This is a genomic window from Shewanella sp. Koi 1, from assembly GCF_052907445.1.
On record NZ_JBREJM010000001.1, the window covers coordinates 3,836,496 to 3,855,104 of the forward strand.

13 protein-coding genes are annotated in these 18,609 nt (G+C 49.7%); 8 read left to right on the top strand and 5 right to left on the bottom strand.

Features of this window, described 5'->3' with window-relative positions:
- Positions 1–118 precede the first annotated feature (118 nt).
- The 6 genes from ACUZ8J_RS16915 to ACUZ8J_RS16940 all read left to right on the top strand — a co-directional run bounded on the left by ACUZ8J_RS16915 (position 119) and on the right by ACUZ8J_RS16940 (position 7,522).
- On the top strand, positions 119–667 hold the full coding sequence (locus tag ACUZ8J_RS16915; protein WP_164717988.1) for a TIGR04211 family SH3 domain-containing protein: 549 nt from the start codon (positions 119–121) through the stop codon (positions 665–667).
- Between the two features lie 258 nt (positions 668–925).
- A complete protein-coding gene (putA, locus tag ACUZ8J_RS16920) occupies positions 926–4,120 on the top strand; it encodes a bifunctional proline dehydrogenase/L-glutamate gamma-semialdehyde dehydrogenase PutA (RefSeq protein WP_011715966.1) in 3,195 nt (1,064 codons plus the stop codon).
- A gap of 579 nt (positions 4,121–4,699) precedes the next feature.
- Positions 4,700–4,897, top strand: a complete 198-nt coding sequence (locus ACUZ8J_RS16925; protein ID WP_109286970.1) for a hypothetical protein — start codon at positions 4,700–4,702, stop codon at positions 4,895–4,897.
- Entirely contained in the window at positions 4,869–5,945 is a 1,077-nt protein-coding gene (locus ACUZ8J_RS16930; RefSeq protein ID WP_219930418.1) for an LPO_1073/Vpar_1526 family protein, read from the top strand. Before ACUZ8J_RS16925 ends, ACUZ8J_RS16930 begins: the two co-directional genes overlap by 29 nt.
- Positions 5,946–6,512: 567 nt before the next feature.
- Positions 6,513–7,247, top strand: a complete 735-nt coding sequence (locus tag ACUZ8J_RS16935) for a DUF599 domain-containing protein (protein WP_011623866.1) — start codon at positions 6,513–6,515, stop codon at positions 7,245–7,247.
- Between the two features lie 95 nt (positions 7,248–7,342).
- Positions 7,343–7,522 carry a helix-turn-helix domain-containing protein gene (locus tag ACUZ8J_RS16940; protein ID WP_011623867.1) on the top strand — a complete coding sequence of 60 codons (180 nt, stop codon included), beginning with the start codon at positions 7,343–7,345 and terminating at the stop codon, positions 7,520–7,522.
- A 50-nt stretch (positions 7,523–7,572) separates the two neighbouring features.
- Here ACUZ8J_RS16940 and cyaB read toward each other — a convergent pair whose 3' ends face one another.
- The 4 genes from cyaB to ACUZ8J_RS16960 all read right to left on the bottom strand — a co-directional run bounded on the left by cyaB (position 7,573) and on the right by ACUZ8J_RS16960 (position 13,219).
- Positions 7,573–8,187 carry a class IV adenylate cyclase gene (cyaB, locus tag ACUZ8J_RS16945; protein ID WP_446694436.1) on the bottom strand — a complete coding sequence of 205 codons (615 nt, stop codon included), beginning with the start codon at positions 8,185–8,187 and terminating at the stop codon, positions 7,573–7,575.
- A 52-nt stretch (positions 8,188–8,239) separates the two neighbouring features.
- The gene (gene cydC, locus ACUZ8J_RS16950; protein ID WP_446694437.1) at positions 8,240–9,991 is read right to left on the bottom strand and encodes a heme ABC transporter ATP-binding protein/permease CydC; all 1,752 of its coding nucleotides are present in this window, start codon (positions 9,989–9,991) and stop codon (positions 8,240–8,242) included.
- A complete protein-coding gene (gene cydD, locus ACUZ8J_RS16955; RefSeq protein ID WP_446694438.1) occupies positions 9,988–11,925 on the bottom strand; it encodes a heme ABC transporter permease/ATP-binding protein CydD in 1,938 nt (645 codons plus the stop codon). Before cydD ends, cydC begins: the two co-directional genes overlap by 4 nt.
- A gap of 247 nt (positions 11,926–12,172) precedes the next feature.
- Positions 12,173–13,219, bottom strand: a complete 1,047-nt coding sequence (locus ACUZ8J_RS16960) for a DUF3626 domain-containing protein (RefSeq protein ID WP_011625297.1) — start codon at positions 13,217–13,219, stop codon at positions 12,173–12,175.
- 395 nt (positions 13,220–13,614) lie between these two features.
- On the opposite strand from ACUZ8J_RS16960, the gene ACUZ8J_RS16965 reads away from it, so the two are divergent.
- Positions 13,615–15,264: a DEAD/DEAH box helicase gene (locus ACUZ8J_RS16965; RefSeq protein ID WP_446694439.1), complete on the top strand. Its 1,650-nt coding sequence runs from the start codon at positions 13,615–13,617 to the stop codon at positions 15,262–15,264.
- Between the two features lie 109 nt (positions 15,265–15,373).
- On the opposite strand, the gene ACUZ8J_RS16970 is transcribed toward ACUZ8J_RS16965, so the two are convergent.
- A complete protein-coding gene (locus ACUZ8J_RS16970; protein WP_089068401.1) occupies positions 15,374–17,074 on the bottom strand; it encodes a methyl-accepting chemotaxis protein in 1,701 nt (566 codons plus the stop codon).
- Positions 17,075–17,343: 269 nt separating this feature from the next.
- Here ACUZ8J_RS16970 and ACUZ8J_RS16975 point away from each other — a divergent pair, with 269 nt between their 5' ends.
- On the top strand, positions 17,344–18,591 hold the full coding sequence (locus tag ACUZ8J_RS16975) for a cysteine desulfurase (protein WP_446694440.1): 1,248 nt from the start codon (positions 17,344–17,346) through the stop codon (positions 18,589–18,591).
- The last annotated feature ends 18 nt before the right edge of the window (positions 18,592–18,609 follow it).

Sequence of the window (18,609 nt, forward strand, 5' to 3'; positions counted from 1 at the left end):
AGTTGAGGGAAGTCTATGACTTCCCTCTTGCATTGCAGGCCTCAAATCCCTAGCATGTGGTCACTATTTCGTTGATGAGAATACAAAAGTGTTAAGAATGCTGACTCTGGTGGGAATGATGTTACTCTCCCCCAACCTGCTGGCCGAAGGCCAACCCCGCTATATCTCGGACAACGTGTTTCTTTATATTCTCAATGGTCCGAGTACAGACTACCGTATCTTAGGCTCAATTGAAGCGGGTCAACCAATTACCTTATTAGGCGAAACCCAAGGCGATTACTCCAAAATTGTCGACCACAAGGGCCGTGAAGGTTGGATACCGACTAACATGATTAGCTCGGCACCCAGTTTTCGCGAGCAAGTATCGTCACTCACCAGTGAACTGGCTGAAGCCAAAGCTAAACTGGACGAAGTGATGAGCTCAACCGATAACCATGCCGATGAAGTGGCCGAGCTTAAAGCCAAGCTGACCGAAGCCGAAACTATGCTCAGCAAAACTACCCAAGAGCGTGATAGTTTGAAAGTCGCCGTGGATCGCAGCGCTCAGGAAGCGCAATTTGCCCTATGGCGTGAAGGTGGACTGATCGCCGCAGCCGGTTTAGTGGTCGGGGTGATTTTGGTGTATCTACCAAGACCGCAACGCCGTAATAAAAAGCGTTGGATGTAAATTTTTACGCGAATCCGCTGAAAGTAAAATCAAAAGCCAGTGTTTTCAAACACTGGCTTTTTTGTCAATTGAGCGTTACATCTGGCGCGTAACAAGCTAATCAAACAATCTTCACATTCTTTCACGCTATAGTGTTGTCCGTCACATTTTGGTTGTATAATCTGCGCGCGCAAAGCTTCATATTGTATACAAAATATCAAATGCGTTTCGCGCCCCCCATTTTTGTTTCAACAATAGAGCCCAAAACAACTGGCCAAGATGGAAGCGATTACTATGTTCAAAGCGAGTGAAGTGCTGGCAGGCCGCTACGATTCTGCCAATCTCGACGAACTGTTCAAAGCCGTCACCGACAACTACATTGTCGATGAAGAACAATACTTGTCAGAGCTAATCAAACTAGTGCCCTCCAGTGATGAAGCCATCGAGCGCGTCACTCGTCGTGCCCACGAACTGGTCAACAAAGTTCGTCAATTCGATAAGAAAGGTTTAATGGTTGGCATCGATGCCTTCCTGCAGCAATACAGCCTAGAAACACAGGAAGGGATTATCCTGATGTGTTTAGCCGAAGCCCTGCTGCGTATTCCCGATGCGGCCACCGCCGACGCCTTGATTGAAGATAAACTCTCAGGCGCGAAATGGGATGAACACTTAAGCAAGAGCGATTCGGTACTGGTTAACGCCTCAACTTGGGGCCTGATGCTCACTGGCAAAATCGTCAAACTCGATAAAAAAATCGATGGTACGCCAAGCAATCTGTTAAGCCGTTTAGTGAATCGTCTAGGTGAGCCTGTGATCCGCCAAGCCATGATGGCGGCGATGAAGATCATGGGTAAGCAGTTCGTTCTCGGCCGCACCATGAAAGAAGCGCTCAAGAACAGCGAAGACAAGCGTAAATTAGGTTACACCCACTCCTACGATATGCTGGGTGAAGCCGCGCTGACGCGTAAAGATGCCGAAAAATACTTTAACGATTATGCCAATGCGATTACCGAGTTAGGCGCGCAAAGCTATAACGAAAACGAATCACCACGCCCAACTATTTCTATCAAGCTGTCGGCACTGCACCCACGTTACGAAGTCGCTAACGAAGACCGTGTACTGACCGAGCTATATGACACAGTTATTCGCCTGATTAAGTTAGCCCGTGGTTTAAATATCGGTATTTCTATCGACGCCGAAGAAGTTGACCGCCTCGAACTGTCATTAAAACTGTTCCAAAAACTGTTTAATGCTGACGCTACTAAGGGTTGGGGCTTACTCGGTATCGTGGTGCAAGCTTACTCTAAGCGCGCTCTGCCGGTGCTGGTATGGTTAACCCGCCTAGCGAAAGAGCAAGGCGACGAAATCCCCGTTCGCTTAGTGAAAGGCGCTTACTGGGATAGCGAGCTGAAATGGGCACAGCAAGCTGGCGAAGCCGCATACCCACTCTACACTCGTAAAGCTGGTACCGACGTTTCTTACTTAGCCTGTGCGCGTTACCTGTTATCTGACGCCACCCGCGGCGCGATTTACCCACAATTTGCCAGCCACAACGCGCAAACCGTTGCCGCAATTTCCGATATGGCGGGCGATCGTAACCACGAATTCCAACGCCTGCACGGCATGGGACAAGAGCTGTACGACACTATTCTGTCGGAAGCTGGCGCGAAAGCGGTACGTATCTACGCTCCAATCGGTGCCCATAAGGATCTGCTGCCCTACTTAGTGCGTCGCCTGCTGGAAAACGGTGCAAACACCTCGTTCGTACACAAGCTGGTCGACCCGAAAACCCCTATCGAGTCTTTAGTGGTTCACCCACTGAAAACCCTGACAGGCTACAAAACCCTGGCTAACAACAAAATCGTTTTACCTACCGACATCTTCGGTAGCGATCGCAAAAATTCCAAGGGACTCAATATGAACATCATTTCAGAAGCAGAGCCATTCTTCGCGGCCTTAGACAAATTCAAATCGACGCAGTGGCAAGCGGGCCCTCTGGTTAATGGTCAAACCTTAACTGGCGAGCACAAAACCGTGGTCAGCCCATTCGATACCACCCAAACCGTGGGTCAAGTGGCCTTTGCCGACAAAGCGGCTATCGAACAAGCTGTCGCCTCTGCCGATGCGGCGTTTGCAACTTGGACTCGTACTCCGGTTGAAGTGCGCGCCTCTGCCCTGCAAAAGCTTGCGGATCTGTTAGAAGAAAACCGCGAAGAACTGATTGCTCTGTGTACCCGTGAAGCGGGCAAGAGCATTCAAGACGGTATCGACGAAGTGCGTGAAGCCGTAGACTTCTGCCGCTACTACGCGGTGCAAGCTAAGAAGCTGATGTCAAAACCTGAACTGCTCCCAGGCCCAACGGGTGAGTTAAACGAACTCTTCCTCCAAGGTCGCGGTGTGTTCGTCTGTATCAGCCCATGGAACTTCCCATTAGCGATCTTCTTAGGCCAAGTTTCGGCAGCCCTCGCTGCAGGTAACACTGTCGTTGCTAAACCTGCTGAGCAGACTTCTATCATTGGTTACCGCGCGGTGCAGCTTGCACACCAAGCGGGTATTCCAACAGACGTGCTGCAATATCTACCAGGCACTGGCGCTACCGTAGGTAACGCACTGACGGCTGATGAGCGCATCGGCGGCGTATGTTTTACCGGTTCAACTGGCACAGCCAAACTCATCAACCGCACACTGGCAAACCGTGAAGGCGCAATTATTCCGTTAATCGCCGAAACCGGTGGTCAAAACGCTATGGTGGTTGACTCTACTTCTCAGCCAGAACAAGTGGTTAACGATGTAGTGTCTTCATCCTTTACCAGTGCGGGTCAACGCTGCTCGGCGCTGCGTGTACTTTTCCTACAGGAAGATATTGCCGACCGCGTTATCGATGTACTCCAAGGTGCAATGGATGAGTTAGTGATTGGCAACCCAAGTTCAGTGAAAACCGACGTAGGCCCAGTTATCGATGCGACCGCGAAGGCTAATCTTGACGCCCATATCGACCACATCAAGCAAGTGGGTAAGTTGATCAAGCAAATGTCTCTGCCAGCGGGTACCGAGAATGGCCACTTTGTGTCGCCAACGGCCGTTGAAATCGACTCAATCAAAGTGCTTGAAAAAGAACACTTTGGTCCAATCCTGCACGTGATCCGTTACAAGGCATCTGAACTTGCCCATGTGATCGATGAAATCAACAGCACAGGCTTTGGCTTAACCTTAGGCATCCACAGCCGCAACGAAGGCCATGCCCTCGAAGTAGCTGACAAGGTTAACGTAGGTAACGTGTACATCAACCGTAACCAAATCGGCGCAGTCGTTGGCGTACAGCCTTTCGGCGGCCAAGGTCTGTCGGGCACAGGTCCTAAAGCCGGCGGCCCACACTACTTAACTCGCTTCGTGACTGAAAAGACTCGCACTAATAACATCACTGCTATCGGTGGTAACGCGACCCTGTTGTCACTGGGTGATAGCGACGCTTAAGCTTGCTCACGACTATTCCGTAAAGTTAAGGCCAGACATTGTCTGGCCTTTTTTAATTCATTAATCAAAGTCGTGGGGCTTCCCCCACACCCGACCAAGGAGGACTGCTCGTCCTATCCTCCTTGGATGCTCCAAGACGCCCCAACGGAGTTGAAAGCCCCTTGTGCTCATTGCCAAATTTGCTATCGCTTCCGAAGGATGCGTCCCTGCACCTGCGAAAGCTAGTCGGTCATCCATAACCGAACTCACGCAATTTGTCTATTCGCCCTGCGGCAACTCCGAGGGGAGGCGTATTCTGTTGCTTCGGTGTTAGCAGCTAATAACAAGAGAGTGGTGCCTTTCCCATCATTAAGACGTGAGCGTATAAGAATGAAAAAGCCAAAACGATATCAAGTAATTACCGACTAAACTGTATAAAAAACCGCTACCGCAAAAAAGCAAATTCCTATAGCATCATTTATATCAATTGACATGGATGTGGCAGTGGCCAAGTCCAAGAAACGATTAATGCCATGCAAGCAACGCATTGCATAAATACTAAGACGTTAGAATTACTCAGCTCAACATAAGGATTTAAACTTGAACGACATATGGAAATTATTAGTTGACCATTATCAATGGGTATTTAGTGGAGCTGGTATCGCTGTGTTAGGTGGAATGATTGCATTCTTTAAAAAGAAGAAATCCTCTGGAATAACCCAAACTCAAAAATCAGGTGCCAATTCTCTTAATATACAAGCAGGCAAAAATGTTGAATTTACTCAGAAAAATGATTAATAAATCAGATCAAAAACAAAATGCTGGAGATAATTCAACAAACCTTCAAGGTCAACAGGTCATTGTCAATCAGGGTATTTCATATTCAGATGCAAAAGAAATTGCAAACGACGTATTCAAAGCCAATTTCATTGAACTAAAGCAAGAAGCAGCAATCATCGCACAAGAGCGGGCAGAGGAAGTAACTGAAAAAGTAATTGCTCAACTAAGCAAACGCCACCCCGAATCACTTGAGCAGTTTGAAACACCTGCATTGCAAGATGCTTTGTTTACCGTTCAAAAACAGTATGCAATTAGTGGCGATAAAGAATTGGGCGATCTTTTGGTCGATATTCTTGTTGACAGAGCTGCAGCCCCAAAAAGAAATATGGTTCAAATCGTATTAGATGAATCCTTGGGTATCGCACCTAAATTAACTCTAGAGCAATTTGATACTTTAACACTCAACTTTCTATTGATCAGCACTCGAAGACTCGATGTACTGAACTATGAAGGGTTGCTGGCTCATTTTAGAAGAAGAATAGTCCCTTTTATTGAAAACCTATCCGATAAACATTCGGATTATACTCACGCTGAATACCTTGGTTGCGGTCATGTTCGAGCAGGTAATTATGGGCAGCTTGAAGGAAATTTAAGAACAACTTATAAAGCATTTTTCTCGAATGGATTTAGTGAAGAAGAACTAAAAGAGAAAGTTGGCGAAAGAATAAACCTGCAAGGCTTAATAATTCGGTGCTTTCATGATAATGAAAAACTGCAAATCGGTGTGCTGGATGACGAAACACTTGAGAATATTGCCAGCGAAAATGGTCTTGAGGATGAGACAAAGCAAAAACTAAAACAGCTTTTCGAATCTTCAACAAAACCTGCAAATGAAGTAAAGAAGATGCTGACAGATGCAATCCCGGAAATGGAAAGAATCTTCGAGACTTGGGGCAAGTCACCTTTCAATAAGTTTGAGTTAACTAGTGTTGGAATTGCTATAGCGCACGCAAATTACCGAAGGAAAATTGGCGATACAATGGATTTATCTATATGGATACAATAATTCTTAAAAGACAGGATAGGCACAGATCTTCGGGGATTAATAGCTCGCACAATTGCGTCAGGAGTTCACCTTCCCCTGCGAAGTTGCTGAAGGGCGTTGAAGAAAATCGCGTGACGCAGACAGGACGTCTGCGTAGCTTTCGGGGGGAAGGGACGCCCCATCGGAAGCGTTAGCTATTTTCGAATAAGCACGAAGCCACTCATCAATGCATGTAACTTCGCTAGGGACGCCGGGGGATTTCCAAAAGGGGAACAGGCGTTTTTCCCCTTTTGGTCGGGTGTGGGGTGAAGCCCCACGACTTTGATTCACCTCGGCCGAAAGGCCATGATTCGAGATTTGTGACACAACCCCAACGCATTTTTCTCACTCACTTACCTGACAAGAATTTCCTCAAAACTGAGTCTCGCCAAGCAAGAGGTTTCAAAGCCAATGTGAGCGGCTTCAAATTGTGACTAGGTGAGATTTGAAAGCGATATGAGGGGATTGCGCCTAAGAGATAAAAGCCTTCATAATCGCCATTCAATCAACCGATTTTTATTTTTTCAAAGTCACTTTCTCAAGGCAACTATGACATTCTCGCTATTAGATATTTCTGCATTAACGTGGTTTATCGTTTCTTGGGCTGGCTATACCGCTTTTGCCCGACGTAAGGCGAAGGATACCGACTGTATTGCCCGTGGCCTGCATAAACATCGAATTTACTGGATGCTCGAGCTGATGACCCGAGGCGTGCGCGTAGGCGATGCGGCGTTATTAGCGAACCTTGAGCGTAATATTGCCTTTTTTGCCTCGACCACGCTGTTCGTGCTCGCGGGGGTATTAACCTTATTTGCCCAGGTTGAGCGCCTCGAAGCCGTGATTGCTACGATTCCCTATGCTACGCCGCCGAACCACTCCTTAGTCCAAGTGAAATTGGCGCTATTAGTGGTGATCTTCGTAATGGCGTTTTTCCAATTTACCTGGTCAATGCGCCAATACGGCTTTGTGAACGTGATGATAGGCGCAGGCCCAATGGATAGCGAAGGCGCCAACGACAACCTCAAAGCCTACGCGCGGCAAATGGCAACGGTGCAAGACCAAGCCGCGCACTCCTATAACTATGGCCTGCGGGCTTACTACTTTTCGATGGCCGTGCTCTGCTGGTTTGTGCACCCGATACTGTTTATTTTGGCTAGCCTGTTTGTGGTGGTCACCCTCTATCGCCGCGAATTTAAATCCCGCGCCGTAATAGCCATTACTGCCGCCAAGGCACATTTAGGCAGCGAATATCAGGCGCGAGAAAACCAGCGCCAATCCAAGTAGTCGCCAGCCAACCCAAGACTGCGCCAGCCAAAGCGCAGTCTGATTCTTGTTCTATACTCATTGGGTTAATCACCAATCAATAATGGGAGTGAGCCATGAGTGATAATCTGTTAACTGTGGATGAAGTATGCAAGTTGCTGGATAAGAGTCCGGCAACGATCAAACGCTATGCGCGGGAAAACCTGCTCAGCAGTGTGAAAGACGGTGAAGAATTGCGATTCCCCGAAGAAGAGGTCAAACGTTACTTAGCCTTTTCGCAGCGCTTAGGAAGATAAGCCGCCGCGTCTTTGTCGATTCATCCCCAAATGGACTTGGGATGCCTCGCTTATCCTTGTATAGCCATCTGTAACTGTCTGTAAGATAACAACTCCCGCTGAGATTCCTCTAGCCCAAGCTCTGCGGCTAAAGCGAGGAGCTGCGCCTCATAGATTGGCAGCTTAGCTTCATCATTAGTCATAATAGCAAGCTCGGCAAAGTCACCTAAACCTTCGAGCCAATCAAGCGTTAAGTGAAATTCCCCAAGAAAATACACGCTGCGGCGTTTTTTAATCTCAAGCACACATTGATAGCCTAAAGTCCGCAGCATACTTTTGGCCTTGTTGGCATCCGTGATATTGACCGCCTCACAGCGGTCTTTCTCGGGCCCTTTCACAATCCACAGCATGATGCCAGAGGGCTGCATCTCGCGCATACACAGGCTTTTATGCTCAGCCGCTAAGGATGCTGTTGGTGAATCAAAATAGCAGTCATGCTCAAGATTATTCTCGAGCATCACCTCGGGGGATTTGGCACTTAAACGCGCCCAAAAGGCCTCACGGTCCGTGAGACGATACTTAAGCTCTACCTCAAACTTACCGTTAAAATGGGTGTTAATTTGCGGAGCGAATTCTTTTGCTGCCAATTCTTTTGATGCAATGTCTGCTGGCATTGAATTACTCATATAAAGGCTGCACTCCTGCTGCGCGTATTTCTCACCCATTCGACATCCAGACTCAAGCTAAGCGACGATAGAGCGCCTGATAGGCGGGGCAAGTTTGAAGTAACTGCTCATGGTTGCCCGATGCCACAATTTGCCCTTCGGCGAGGAGGTGAATTTGGTCCATCTTGGCCATCGCCGTTAATCGATGGCTGATCATTAGCAGGGTTTTATCCTTTGCAAATTCAAGCAGTAAACTTAAGATCTCCCGCTCGGTGCGCTTATCTAAGCCCTCGGTTGGCTCATCTAACAGTAATAAAGGCGCATCACGCAGTAATGCCCTTGCCACGCCGATACGGCGCTGCTCACCGCCCGATAACTGCCGGCCGCCCTCACCAATCCACATATCGAGAGGCTTGTCGCCTTTAAGTAATTCGCCTAAACCTACCTGCTGTAATACTTGGATAAAACGCTCGTCATTGGCGGTACGCTTTTGCCCTTCTGGCACAGGCAAGGCAATAGAAAGGTTCTCCCGCAGCGTGCCCGCGTACAGGTAAATCCGCTGACTCACAACAGTCATCGCCGATCTTAATGCGGCCTCGCTATAGTTCGTCAGCGGCTGACCATCTAGGCAAATTTGACCACGCTGCGCCTGCCATTCACGGGTGATTAAGGACAATAAACTGGATTTACCGCAGCCCGTGGCGCCCAATAATGCCACCTTTTGCCCAGGCTCTACCGTTAAGGATAAGCCCTGCAGAACGCTCTGATTGTCGTGATAGCCAAAATAGATATCCGTCATCTGCAGCCCGCCCGATGTCGCCTTGAGCGTTGAATCTTCGCTAAAACGAATATCGCTTTCCTGCTCGGTGATTTCGTGAATTCGTGTCGCCGCCAGCACGCAGCCCGACAAATGTTGGAAAGCGCCCGCGATTGGCATCATCATTTCGACGCAGGCCATAGTGGCAAACACCATCAAGGCGAACATCGGGCCGGGAGGTACGGTATCGCCCACGCCATTGGCGGCTAAAAATAGCATCATGATGAGTGCCGAGCCTGTCGCCAGGATCAGCATGGCTTGGCTCAAGGCGGTGATATTCGCCATCGCACCTTGGCTGGCAAATAACGCCTGTTCTGCCTCATCGAGCTTGTGTCTGTATCTGGCGTTCGCACCAAATAAACTCAGCTCAGCTTGGCCCTGCAGCATCTCAAGCAACTGTACCCGATATTGGCGTTTGGTCTCCAGCATATTGCGACTTGGCTCATGCCCAAGCCGATAAAACAGCAGTGGTAGCAGCAGCCAAACCACCACTAAAAACAGGCATAAACTTAAGGCCAGCTTGGCATCAAACCATGCGAGGAACAGGTATAACAACGCCGTCATCAGCAAGGAAGCCGCCATCGGCGTCAACAATCGTAAATACAGATGGTCGAGCGTATCTATATCCGCCACGAGGCGGTTGAGCATATCCGCGCGGCGCAGACCCTGCAGATTTTTAGCACTGAGTGGGAAGAGTTTTCGCCACGCCCAAACTCTGAGCTCAGTCAGTAATTTAAAGGTCGCCTCATGGGTCGCGAGACGCTCCCCGTAACGACTGGCAGTTCGCGCGATAGAAAGGAAACGCACGCCACCCGCGGGGGTAAAAAAGTTAAAGGATTGGGAGCCGATAACCGTTAATCCCGCCACCGCCGTCGCCGATAAAAACCAGCCCGACAGCGACAATAAACCAATCCCCGCCATGAGTGTGGTTAAGGTGAGCATAAGTCCAACGGCCATCATTAACCATTGGTGGGAGAACAATCGAATAAAGGGCAGGAGAATTTTCATTGTGTGGCTCCCTCGGTTGTCCCTAACGCGAGATCGCTGTGGGTATCGGGCATGGGTGATTCCAGCCCAATATCGGCTACTGACTCAGTATTTTCATGCAACATGGTTTGGAATAACCCTACCTCAGTAGACAGTGTCGCAAAATCCCCCCGCTGGACTATCTCGCCTTTATCGAGCACTAGGATCGACGACATATGGTCCAGCTGATCGACTCTGTGGGTTACCATAATGCCCATCTTGCCCGCCATCGCTGCTTTTAAGGTGCGGCTAACGAGTTGTTCGCTGACACTGTCTAAACTCGCCGTCGGTTCATCGAGAATAAAGACCTGCGCCGCCTGTCCCAATGCCCGCGCAAGCGCAATACGTTGCGCCTGCCCGACCGATAAGGTCGATGACTGCTCGCCTATTGGCGTGGCTAAACCAAGGGGTTGGCTGCGGACAAACTCATGGATATTGGCCTGCTCCAGCAATTGCCACACCTGCTCGTCTGTAATATTAGGATTGGCTAGGGCTACGTTTTCCCGCACTGTGCCATGGAATAACTGTGGCTCTTGTCCAAGCCACGCTAATTGGCGCCGCCAATAGGCAAGATCAATGCTGGAGAGCTCAACACCATTAATCAGTAACTTGCCTTGATAGGGTAAAAATCCTAATAGCGCGTTGAGTAAACTGGTTTTGCCTGCACCACTTGGGCCAACTAAGGCTAAATGTTCCCCCTGTTTCAACTCAAAACTGATGGGGCCGAGTAAACGGCTGCCATCGGTACTAAAGACTTCTAGATCTTTTACGCTAAGGTGAGTCAGCTTATCGAGTCGCGTTTGCTGCCCGAGCTTGTCCTGCGAAGAATCTGGCTCAGGATGTTCCAGCAGTGTCATCAATGCTTGGGCTGCGCCAATCGCCTGCGCTTTAGCATGGTAGTGAGTGCCCATATCCCTTAACGGCTGATAAAACTCCGGCGCTAAAATAAGGATAAACAAACCGACAAACAGGCTAAAAGGTAAACCTTCATTGGTATTAGGCCCAATTTGAGCGTGCGCGCCATAGTAGCCAAAATCGAGGTGACCTAAGTAACTAAAACCAAAGTAAACCGCTAATACAGCAATCGACACCGCGGCAAAAAACTCCAGTACCGCCGAGCTTAAAAAGGCCATGCGCAGCACAGACATAGTACGGCTGCGAAACTCCTCCGATGCCTTTTCAATCACCTTCAGCTCAGCATCGCCTCGATTGAATAGCTTTAAGGTCGCGAGCCCTTTTAATCTATCCATAAAGTGGCCACTTAATCTGGCTAACGCATTGAAATTTTTACGATTGGCATCAGCAGCACCCATACCGACAAGGATCATAAACAGCGGGATAAGGGGCGCGGTTAACAGCAAAATCAGCCCCGCCGCCCAGTTGATGGGAAACACGGCGATGAGGATCAATAAGGGGATCACGCCAGCAAGCGTCATTTGCGGTAAATAACGGGCATAAAAATCTTGTAAATCTTCAACTTGCTCTAACACTATGCTCGCCCAACTGCCTGCGGGTTTACCTTTAATAAACGCGGGGCCAAGCCGAGTTAACTTATCCATTACCGCAGCGCGGATTTGTTGGCGTAAGCGCTTACCCGCTTCAAAACTGGCGCGCTCGCGGCCATAGGCGAGTATTGCTCGCAGCAACATTAAGCCAATCAAGGCCATAAAATGTGGCAGATAATCGATTGCCCCCACAGCAGGCTGGATTGGTGTGCTATTCGCGCCATCAGTAAATGCCAGCAAGGCATTGCCAACAATGACGCCATCGAGGAGTGTGGCTATCAGATAAGCCTGTGCTATCAATGCAATAGCACTTAACATTCCACACCATACGGAGAGCTTAACAAACCAGCCACAGGCTTTTTTTTGCGACTTGAGCCAAACGAGAAGGGACTTTTCTAACGACTTATCCATGGTGCTCCAACGGAAACTAGCAAAGCAGTAGGTTGTAGAAATAGGCTAAACACTGAGTGACCCCGAGGGGCTTGCAAGTGTTGAAAAGGTTCGATAGGGACGCAGTATCGCAGGCATCCAAGGTAGATGAAACCTTAGCGGAAGCTTTTGTTAGCCTATTCACAAAAATGAGATAAAGATCAATAAATTCCCAAAGTGCGGGAACCCTGAGCCAACGCTTGCCGCCAGCTTAATCAATCGGCCTTAATTATTGCTGAGCGCCGTATTTGACTAACACATGCCAGAGCAGCTTGAGCTCGTGTGCCACCTGAGCGCGGTTCCCCCGATCGCGCCAATGCTGTGGCGAATGGTATAAATCCCGCGCCGCCACGCCAATGGCATAGGCATCGACACGCTCGTCGATAGCAATTCGACTCGCCAAAGATGGCATAGTCGGTCCACGGAAATCACTGGGGATCTGCGCCGTGTGCAGACTAAAACCATTATGATATTGCAGCTCGATATCATAGCGATCACAGAGCTTGCTCAAGGTGGCACCGATTTCAGTCCCTTTAAAACTAGGATCTGCCACCAGCATGGCAATGTCTTCATCGAGGGACACATCACCGTGGATCTGCGCTTCAATATAATGGTCGAGATTGTTCGACATCGGCCGTTCAAAGCGCGACAGCAGGGAGGAGTTCAGTTGATGCGCCAAATATTGGATCACATTGAGCGGTTTAAAATCTACTTTCCCCAAGGCATAGTGGCGCTCAAAACTCTCGGTGAGCAGTGCCGCTAATACATCATCAAAGCAGGATAAAGTGCCCTTTTCCTTCGGGTTACGGTAGGAATCTAAATAAGTGAACGTCGAGCGCGTGAGTAACTGCGAATGGGTCAGCAAATAACAGCTGCCAAAACGCGGGGCAGGGCCATCCTGCCACATGCCTAAATCCAAGGCGCCATACTTAGGCCGAGACTTAGTCCCCTTGTAAGCATCGCCAAAGAGTTGATTTTCCCAATGATCCCTTGGCCCACCTAATTCGGGGGATAACTGTCCGTTGGAGATATGGGTTTCGAATTGGCTGCGGTATTGACCATCACGCAATAATCCTTCGGCCACTGTGATACCGCGGCTATCGATTCTGTCGGGATGAAAATGCAGTGCGACTCGGCCACAGTGTAACAATTGCTTCAGCGCCGCTTGCATCTCCTGCATGGGAATGTTGGACATCTGCTGCACGTTTCGAATAACCGCCACGGCCTGTTCACTTCGACCACGTGCGAGGCGTTCAATATGCTGTATTGCTGTCATAATCCACCTGCCATGGAGCGTCAATATGCCTAAGAGGACTCATCCTAAGAATTCAATGCTGCTGAATTCAAGCTACAAAGGGAAAATTTCCCAGTTATCTTTACGAATCCGATTGATGACTAACGTCTTTGCAACCTATTGAGGATGCTTGTTAATTTTACCCCAAGTTAGATTACTTAGAAGCAATGAAATTAACACAAGCGTGATCTTTCCCTAAATACTGAACAAGATACTGATAGGTCGATAAATTAGCCACTCCTGAATCGGCTTTTGCGCCAGATAGACAACAAACCACTTTCAAACATGGCGATCTAGCGCCTCTTCATGTAAGCTGCACGCCCGCCAATTCGGCCATACTACTGCTGCGACACTTTGCTGCCACAAGAGACCCATTAATGAGTTTTTCCTCCCTAGGTTTATCTGCACCGATCCAAAAAGCCGTGACTGAACAAGGTTATGACACACCCTCTCCTATTCAAGCACAGGCGATTCCCGCCGTACTGACGGGTAAAGACGTGATGGCTGCGGCCCAAACGGGGACAGGAAAAACCGCAGGCTTTACCCTGCCGTTGCTCGAATTACTCTCTAAAGGCAATAAAGCCAAGGCGGGACAAATCCGCGCCCTAGTGCTAACCCCCACGCGCGAGTTAGCGGCTCAAGTAAGCGAAAGCGTTGAAACCTATGGTAAATATCTGCCATTGCGCTCAGCGGTCGTCTTTGGTGGCGTGCCAATTAATCCCCAAATTCAAAAGCTACGCCACGGGGTAGATGTACTGGTCGCCACACCTGGACGATTATTAGATCTTGAGCAGCAAAAAGCGGTGAAGTTTAATCAACTCGAAGTCTTAGTGCTGGATGAAGCGGATCGCATGCTCGACATGGGTTTTATCCGCGATATCAAAAAGATCCTCGCCATGTTGCCCGCTAAACGACAAAACCTGATGTTTTCGGCGACCTTCTCCGATGAAATCCGCGAGCTGGCCAAAGGCCTAGTGAATCAACCAGTAGAAATTTCAGTTACGCCACGCAACGCCGCGGCAAACACAGTCAAACAATGGATTTGCCCCGTCGATAAGAATCAAAAATCAGCGCTGCTAATTCAGCTCATCAAGCAGGAAAACTGGCAGCAAGTCTTAGTGTTTTCACGCACTAAACACGGCGCCAACAGACTGGCTAAGAGTCTTATTCAAGCCGAGATCAGCGCCGCCGCTATCCACGGCAATAAGAGCCAAGGCGCACGCACCAAAGCCTTAGCCGACTTTAAGAGTGGCGAAGTGCGCGTGCTAGTGGCGACCGATATTGCGGCGCGCGGGCTCGATATCGACCAATTACCACAAGTAGTGAACTTCGATCTGCCCAATGTCCCCGAGGATTACGTACACCGCATTGGCCGCACCGGCCGTGCTGGCGCCTTAGGCCAAGCCGTATCCTTAGTCAGTAGCGAAGAAACTAAGCTGCTCAGGGACATCGAGCGTTTGATCAATCGCGTGCTTGAAAGGCAGGAGCTTGAAGGCTTCAGCCCTGTGCATGCGCTCCCCGAATCGACACTAAATGCCCATGGTAAAGAGAACAAAATCAAAGCCGTGGCGAGCCAACGTAAGCATCGCAGCGCGGGTAAACCCTCGCCAAGAGCCGGTACAGGCCGCGATGGTCGTAAAACGCCAGACAGCAGCGACGGCGCTACGCAGCAAAAGAACTCAAATCCAAACCAAGGCCAGCGCAATAATCAAGGCCAGCATAAGCGTCCTCAAGCGGCAAAAAACGCTGAGCATAAAAATACGCACTCAAGTACCGAAGCTGGCCGCACGCCCAAACCACAGGATAAACGTCCTCCGCGCGGCAAAGGCCCGGCTAATAGCGAACATAAAGCCAAAGGCCAGCCTCATTCAGCGGCGCAACAACTTAGTCCACAGGCTCGCAGCGAGAAACAACATTCTGACTCACGCCGCCAAGGCCGCGCTCAGCAAACGGCCAATCCCGCCAGCGGTGAGCACAAAAAGCCCTCGCATCGACCAGATAACCGCCCTAATCGCGTAAAATCCTAAATCGATTTCGAGCTAAAAAGCCCCGTAACAAGATGCGTAAAAAAGATGCCCAGCACTGAGTGCTGGGCATCTTTGTTTGAGAACTAACTTATCTACAATCTTAGAGTTGTTAGGCTTCACGCACCTTAAATTGCTGCATGGCTTCGCGTAGAGTGTTGGCCTGCTGCGAGAGGGATTCGCTGGCCTTCGCCGTTTCAAATGCGCTATTAAGCACGGATTCTCCCGAGTCACGAATGGTATTTAAGCGCTCGCTGATATCTTCGGCGGTGACCGCCTGCTCCTCACTGGCGGTGGCGACTTGAGCATTGGCCTGTGAGAGCTGAGTTAAGGCATCTAAGATCTCAAACAAGTTTTGTTTAATTTGCTTAACTTGGAGCGATGACTCATTGATTTGTTGCTCATTTTTACCAAATGAGTCGACTGCAGATTGGGCATCAAGCACTAAGGTTTGAATAAGCTGACTAATTTCCTGGGTGGCGGTTTGGCTGCGCGTCGCGAGGGCGCGCACCTCGTCAGCAACGACGGCAAAGCCCCGTCCCTGATCGCCCGCCCTAGCCGCCTCAATGGAGGCGTTTAACGCCAGTAAATTTGTCTGCCCCGCAATGGCATCCACCACGGAAACAAAGTTTAAAATTTTGCCTGTGCTGGCCTGGAGCTGCTGGATAAGTTGGCTCGATTGCTGGGCACTCTCCACCAGTTGCTGAGTGATCCGCTCGCTGGCCTCCACAACGGCGCAGCTATCCTTAGCTCGGCCTTCCGCTTGGCCCGCCGAAAAGGATGCCGTCTCGGCGCTGCTGGCAACCTCGGTAATGGTCGCCGCCATTTGTGTCATCGAGGCGGCGACTTGGTCAGTATCTTCCTGTTGGCTGAGTATTGCCCTGCGATTATTTTCTGCCACCGCATTGAGCTCTGTCACCATAGAGGCGATTTCTTCGCTGCGCCCAATCACATGCCCGACGGTTTGGCTCAGGGTCAAGGCCATTTGATTCATGCTCAAGGTTAACTCGCCAAGCTCATCCTTAGATTCTGCTTGCAGCACTCGGCTAAAGTTACCCGACTCCATCATGGCGGCGGCATTACGCAAGCGCGTAATAGACCGCACTATGTATTGACTAAATAACATGCCGATGCCTAATCCCAAGATGAGGGCGACCGACGAAATCACCATCAGGCCGTAAATCGCGCTTTTCTCCTCATCCTCAGTGATGGATACCGCGGTTTGGGTCATTTGCTCTAAACGCTGCGCAAATTGGCTGAGCTGGGTGTTGAATTGGGATTGAGTTCGCTCAAGGTCGCTCACCTGCTGCACCAACGCCGTGGCCTGAGTATGTTGCTGTATCGCATTCACCACAGTCGCTAGCTGAGCATCATAGTCACGATAAACGCGAATAATGTCGGTGACTTCTTGGATCAATTGTTGGGTTTTATCACGTAGTTCAGGCGGTTGAGGGAGGGTTAACGCCTCATTTAGCATGGTCTGTGTGGAGAGTAACTCGCCGTTAATTCGCTCTTTATGTTGAATCACTTCACCAATAAAGCCTTCAATTAATCGCTCTTGGGCTGAGACTGGGATCTCTGAAGCGCGAAAAGCCTTTTCAAGGCTAATCGAACTCTCGAGCTGCAAAATAGTGACCTCACTCGATAACTTCACTAGGGGGAGGTTTTCGGCGGTAATAGTGTGGATTTCATCCGTTACCCGCTTCATCTTTAGTAGGCTAAAAGCCGCTAATAACAGCATGAGTAGCAGCATGATGCCGATAAGGCTGCCCATCTTATATTTGATCCGTAAATCTTTTAAAAAACCAAGCATAAGCTTTGAACTCCAACTACCAAGGATCCCTTTGTCTGTATTTAGCATAGTTGGAGTTTTACGCTTTGCCGCTTAGGCTAAGCGCTTATAAACGAAAAATAAAACCTTTAGCATACCCGATTCACCTAATCCAAGTAGGCAACTGAGTGTCAATCCCTTACAGACCCTAGCGTCCCCTTGCAAACCACACGCCCGCAACCGATGAAAACTTGCATTCAGGTGAGAGATAACCGAAGATCCAAAAGCCTTTTTATTGCGTTAAGCCCCAGATGACACACTCAGCCTCGACCGACACAACATTGCCCGATAGCCATAGCCAAATCCGCTCGCAATTTCCTACCCTCTCGCAAATGTTGGGCGACTATCCCCTGTGTTATCTCGATACCGCGGCCACCAGCCAAAAGCCGCAATCCGTGTTAGATGCCATGGCGCAGTATTACCTGAACGACAATGCCAATGTGCACCGTGCGGCGCACCAGTTATCGGCGCGCGCGACCTCTAGCTACGAGAAAGTCCGCGATGAGTTAAAAGGGTTTATTAATGCTAAGCGCCGCGAAGAAATCATCTTCACCCACGGCACCACAGAGTCGATCAATCTAGTTGCCTATGGCTTAACGCCACAGATAGCTGCGGGCGATCTGATTTTGATCGATACCGCCGCCCACCACGCCAACATAGTGCCGTGGCAAGAATTGGCAAAACGCACGGGCGCCATCATTAAACCTATCTCTCTCGATCGGGATGGCAGGCTCGATCGCCATGCCTATCAAGCGCTGCTCGCCCTCAAGCCCAAAGTAGTCACCCTTTGCCATGTGTCGAACGCCTTAGGCACAGTGAATCCTGTTGTCGAGTTAGTGCAACAAGCCAAGGCGCAGGGGGCGATCACTTTAGTCGATGGGGCGCAGGCGGTTGCACACTTAAGCTTAGATATGGCCGCTATCGATTGTGATTTTTACGTCTTTTCAGGCCATAAGATGTATGGCCCGACTGGCATTGGTGTGCTTTATGGCCGCTTCGATAAGTTAGATACGCTCACGCCACTGTTAACGGGCGGCGAGATGATTAAACGAGTGAGTTTCGATGGCACCGAATTTGGCAGCCTACCCAATCGCTTAGAAGCGGGTACCCCACCCATCAGTGAAGTCATCGGCCTAGGCGCCGCTATCCGTTTTTTGCAACAACACCTCACGCCTGAGGTTCAGGCCCACGAGGCTGAACTGCTGCAGTATTTACAGCAGCAGCTTCGCGCCCTCGGAGATGTGCATCTCTATGCTGCCCATAGTGATAATCTCGGTGCGGTTGCCTTTAATCTGGGCGATGAACATCATCAAGATGTCGGGATTTTATTAGACCAACAAGGCGTTGCCGTGCGCTGTGGCCATCACTGCGCCATGCCCTTGATGCAAAGCCTTAACCTGAAGGGTTGTTGCCGAGCATCGATTGGTATCTACACCAATAAAGCCGATATCGACCGCTTTATTGCCGCCTTAGCCTCAGTCAAAGACTTGCTACTCTAATCCGCTCGCTAAGGGCTA

Excerpts from the sequence above, each read along its gene's own strand:
- ACUZ8J_RS16915 (WP_164717988.1), top strand. The coding sequence starts at position 119 with ATGTTACTCTCCCCCAACCTGCTGGCCGAAGGCCAACCCCGCTATATC.
- putA (WP_011715966.1), top strand. The coding sequence starts at position 926 with ATGGAAGCGATTACTATGTTCAAAGCGAGTGAAGTGCTGGCAGGCCGC.
- ACUZ8J_RS16930 (WP_219930418.1), top strand. The coding sequence starts at position 4,869 with ATGTTGAATTTACTCAGAAAAATGATTAATAAATCAGATCAAAAACAA.
- ACUZ8J_RS16935 (WP_011623866.1), top strand. The coding sequence starts at position 6,513 with ATGACATTCTCGCTATTAGATATTTCTGCATTAACGTGGTTTATCGTT.
- ACUZ8J_RS16940 (WP_011623867.1), top strand. The coding sequence starts at position 7,343 with ATGAGTGATAATCTGTTAACTGTGGATGAAGTATGCAAGTTGCTGGAT.
- cyaB (WP_446694436.1), bottom strand. The coding sequence starts at position 8,187 with ATGAGTAATTCAATGCCAGCAGACATTGCATCAAAAGAATTGGCAGCA.
- cydC (WP_446694437.1), bottom strand. The coding sequence starts at position 9,991 with ATGAAAATTCTCCTGCCCTTTATTCGATTGTTCTCCCACCAATGGTTA.
- cydD (WP_446694438.1), bottom strand. The coding sequence starts at position 11,925 with ATGGATAAGTCGTTAGAAAAGTCCCTTCTCGTTTGGCTCAAGTCGCAA.
- ACUZ8J_RS16960 (WP_011625297.1), bottom strand. The coding sequence starts at position 13,219 with ATGACAGCAATACAGCATATTGAACGCCTCGCACGTGGTCGAAGTGAA.
- ACUZ8J_RS16965 (WP_446694439.1), top strand. The coding sequence starts at position 13,615 with ATGAGTTTTTCCTCCCTAGGTTTATCTGCACCGATCCAAAAAGCCGTG.
- ACUZ8J_RS16970 (WP_089068401.1), bottom strand. The coding sequence starts at position 17,074 with ATGCTTGGTTTTTTAAAAGATTTACGGATCAAATATAAGATGGGCAGC.
- ACUZ8J_RS16975 (WP_446694440.1), top strand. The coding sequence starts at position 17,344 with ATGACACACTCAGCCTCGACCGACACAACATTGCCCGATAGCCATAGC.